The organism is Mucilaginibacter sp. P4_E8, assembly GCF_056401495.1.
Genome location: NZ_JBFUJG010000266.1, coordinates 1 through 3614 on the forward strand (window position 1 = coordinate 1; position 3614 = coordinate 3614).

5 protein-coding genes are annotated in these 3614 nt (G+C 42.3%); 3 read left to right on the forward strand and 2 right to left on the reverse strand.

Annotated features, from left to right (window positions below; translation table 11 throughout):
* Together AC1DRQ_RS30140 and AC1DRQ_RS30145 are read right to left on the reverse strand one after the other, a co-directional pair.
* Nucleotides 1–683 (reverse strand): alpha/beta hydrolase (locus AC1DRQ_RS30140; RefSeq protein ID WP_477429614.1); only part of this gene is annotated, 683 nt, incomplete at its 3' end.
* A 42-nt stretch (nucleotides 684–725) separates the two neighbouring features.
* Nucleotides 726–1148, reverse strand: coding sequence for a MarR family winged helix-turn-helix transcriptional regulator (locus AC1DRQ_RS30145; protein ID WP_477429616.1), 423 nt, complete (start codon nucleotides 1146–1148; stop codon nucleotides 726–728).
* A 164-nt stretch (nucleotides 1149–1312) separates the two neighbouring features.
* Here AC1DRQ_RS30145 and mqnC point away from each other — a divergent pair, with 164 nt between their 5' ends.
* From mqnC to AC1DRQ_RS30160, 3 genes are all read left to right on the forward strand, one after another.
* Nucleotides 1313–2437 carry a cyclic dehypoxanthinyl futalosine synthase gene (mqnC, locus tag AC1DRQ_RS30150; RefSeq protein ID WP_477429618.1) on the forward strand — a complete coding sequence of 375 codons (1125 nt, stop codon included), beginning with the start codon at nucleotides 1313–1315 and terminating at the stop codon, nucleotides 2435–2437.
* Nucleotides 2438–2521: 84 nt separating this feature from the next.
* A complete protein-coding gene (scpB, locus tag AC1DRQ_RS30155) occupies nucleotides 2522–3082 on the forward strand; it encodes an SMC-Scp complex subunit ScpB (protein WP_477429620.1) in 561 nt (186 codons plus the stop codon).
* Nucleotides 3083–3220: 138 nt separating this feature from the next.
* Complete coding sequence (locus AC1DRQ_RS30160) at nucleotides 3221–3421, forward strand: hypothetical protein (RefSeq protein ID WP_429396915.1); 201 nt, start codon at nucleotides 3221–3223, stop codon at nucleotides 3419–3421.
* Nucleotides 3422–3614 lie beyond the last annotated feature (193 nt).

Here is a 3614-nt window from a genome sequence, read left to right on the forward strand (position 1 = left end):
CCGTACATCAGCAGTACACCTGCCTGCACCTCCCGGTAATTGGGATAAGTATTGTTTTGTTTGTCCACCTCAACATGTTCAAGCAAGTTAGCGGGGAGTAAACCATATAGTTGTTTCCTGTCCTTACGCTTGATGAACATTGGCAACATGAGCTTCATTAACCAAAGCGGCATTTTTTGAGCCTTTTCGGGCCCTGCGGTTATCGAAAACGTGGCAAACGCGTCAAGATATTTCCCTTCGGACAAGAATTTTTGATAGGCTGGCATCCACCCCATGGATATTGCCCCATCAACAGATACACCCGGTTCATAAACGGCTATCCTTTTAAAGTCTTGATTATTACGCGCGGTTTCAAGCGCCACTAAACCGCCATAACTATGCCCAAACAGGTATTCGGCATTTACCTTTTTTTGTAAAGCGGCCACATCCTCACATTCTTTAATAATACTGTAATCCCTCCCCTGCGGACCACTCAAACCACGTCCGCGGCGGTTCATCGCGTAAACGGTAAAATCCCTTCCCAGGCACTCAGCCATAGTATTATAGTCTGTGGCCATTGAAAGCGCGCCGTGTACCAGAATAAGGCCGGGGCCGCTACCGGTGGTGTAATAACTGATGCTTGTACCGTCGTTTGAGGTTGCCGTATCCGGATAATGCGGCGGGTTGATATGAGTCGTAGTCATGGAATTTGTTATTAATGGATCATCAAATTTGGTCGGCCTGTTTTAGCTCATGGTAACCAGGGCGTCGAATAGCTTTTTGGTAAGTTCGGCATACTCAACCGCGTCAACTTCGGCCTTTTTTATCACCTCACTAAAGTGCGCATTAAGCATCATTGTGCCTTTAGTGGTAATTTCATCGCCTTTGGCGGTAAGCGTAACCAGGCGTTTACGGGCATGCTTCGGATCGATCTTGACAGTAATAAGTTCATCTTTCGATAGTTCGATCAGCATTTTACTTACCGCGGGGTCGCTATGCCCTAATTTAACTGCCAACTCATGCTGTGTAATGGTTCCGCAATGCTGCAGAACGGCCAAAACCTGACAGCGTTTGTATGACATGCCCACGCTTTCCAAAAGTAGCTTATCTGCCACGCGATCCATCTGCATCACCAGGCGGTGCAGCCAATATTCAGGATTCTCGTTCATTTTAATCTTAACTAATTAATATTAACTAAGCAATATTAACTAATTAATATCAAATAGCAAAATATTCTTTTTTAGGATTTACGAGTAGTTTGACTCCCTCATTAATTTGTCAATCTTACCAACCATATTAAACTATTAATAACCTAAAGCTTTATCTTTGTTAAATGAACACAGCCGATCTGTTGCAACGCGCTTTGCGGTTTGATTTTTTAACCCAGGATGAAGGGGTTTACCTGTATAACAACGCCCCTACTGCCGATTTGATGTACACCGCCAACGAACTGCGTAAAAAGCAGGTTCCGCATGGCAAGGTTACCTGGCAGATTGACCGTAATGTTAACACGACCAATGTATGTATAGCCAATTGTAAGTTCTGTAACTTTTTTCGCAGGCCCGGCCACGAGGATAGTTACATCACTGATATTGAAACTTATAAAAAGAAGATCGAGGAAACTTTCCGATATGGCGGCGATCAGTTGCTGTTGCAGGGCGGTCATCATCCTGACCTTGGTCTTAAATTTTATACCGACCTGTTCAGGGAGCTTAAACAGTTATATCCAAAGTTAAAACTACACTCATTAGGTCCGCCGGAGGTTGCGCACGTAGCCAAACTGGAGGGCATGTCCCATATTGATGTGTTAAGGGCGATGCAGGAAGCCGGTCTTGATTCATTACCCGGCGCCGGTGCCGAGATACTGAACGACCGTGTGCGCCGCCTGATATCAAAAGGTAAATGTGGAGGTAAAGAGTGGCTTGATGTAATGCGTGCTGCTCACCAGCTTAACCTGCCAAGCTCGGCCACCATGATGTTTGGCCATATTGAAACCATTGAAGAACGTTTTGAGCACCTGGTTTGGATCCGCGAGGTACAATCTGAAAAACCAGAAGGCGCTTATGGATTTGTAGCCTTTATACCCTGGCCTTTTCAGGATGATGGCACCCTTTTACGTAAAGTAAGGGGCATCACCAACAACGTAACCGGCGATGAATATATCCGTATGATAGCCCTGAGCCGTATCATGCTGCCTAATATCAAGAACATCCAGGCATCATGGCTTACCGTTGGTAAACAAGTGGCCCAGCTATGTTTGCATGCCGGGGCTAATGATTTTGGCTCCATCATGATCGAAGAAAACGTAGTATCGGCTGCCGGTGCACCGCACCGCTTTACCGCCAAAGGTATACAGGAATCAATCATTGAAGCCGGTTTTGAACCGCAACTACGCACCCAAAAATATGACTGGCGCGATATCCCCGCCGAAATTGAAGAACAGGTTATTAATTATTAAGTTAGAAGTCCGAAGTCTTGAGCCTTAAGTCGAAATTTGTTAATACTTTAGACTTTTAACGCAAGACTTCAGACTAACTTTCGCATGGACAATACTGAACACTATATAGAGGCATTAATTTTCGCGTCGGAGCAGGGTATTCGCATGGAAGAGATCATGTATTGCCTGCAGGCCGCGTTTGAACGCGATTTTACCGCCCAGGAARTAACCGAAAGCATAACGGCTATTACACACAAGTATAATGACGATAACCTTGCTATTGAACTGGTAAAGATTGGCAATGGCTACCAGTTTTTCACAAAAAAGAAGTACCATCCGGTTATTAATTTATTACAGTTACAACGCTCTAAAAAAAGACTGAGCCAGGCAGCTTTAGAAACATTGGCAATTATTGCGTACAAGCAGCCGGTAACCAAAACCGATGTTGAACAAATACGCGGCGTAAACTGCGATTACTCGATACAAAAACTGCTCGAAAAGGAGTTAATTGCAATTATTGGGAAGTCGGAAGCGCTCGGAAAACCTATTTTATATGGTACCAGCAGCATGTTTATGGATTATTTTGGCATAAACAACATTGAGGAATTACCTCAAATTAAGGACTTTACGACTAATTCTATTGCCATTGGCGAACAAACAGAATAATTTTAAAAGATATTTTTAATAAAAATGATTTTAATTATTTTTACTACTGAATTAGATAAAGGAAGTAGCTAAAAAATTTAATACTTTTAAACTGATTTAAATTACATTGATAAAGTTTGACAAATAAAATCCGTTAAAATGGGAGCGCCAAAAAAACCGACCACTAAGAAGATCGACAATTCAGAAGATGAAAACGAAGACGATGATGATCTATTACTTGACCCAAAAACTAAGAAAAAAGTAGTTGATGAGGATGAGGATGATTTTGATGGCCCTTTAGATGATGATCTGGGCAGAGGTTACGAATCATTTGACGATGACGACGACGACGATTATTAATTTTTAAGATACATAGCTAATTTTTAAAAGCATTCAGTATGCCACTGAATGCTTTTTTTCATATTTAGCCCTCCCAGCAAGCATTCATGATCATAACAGAAGTAACAGATAGAGCATCAAAAAAAGCATTTTTAAACGTAGCCCGTATTATTTACAAAGATGATAAAACCTGGGTTTGCCCGCTTGATAATGA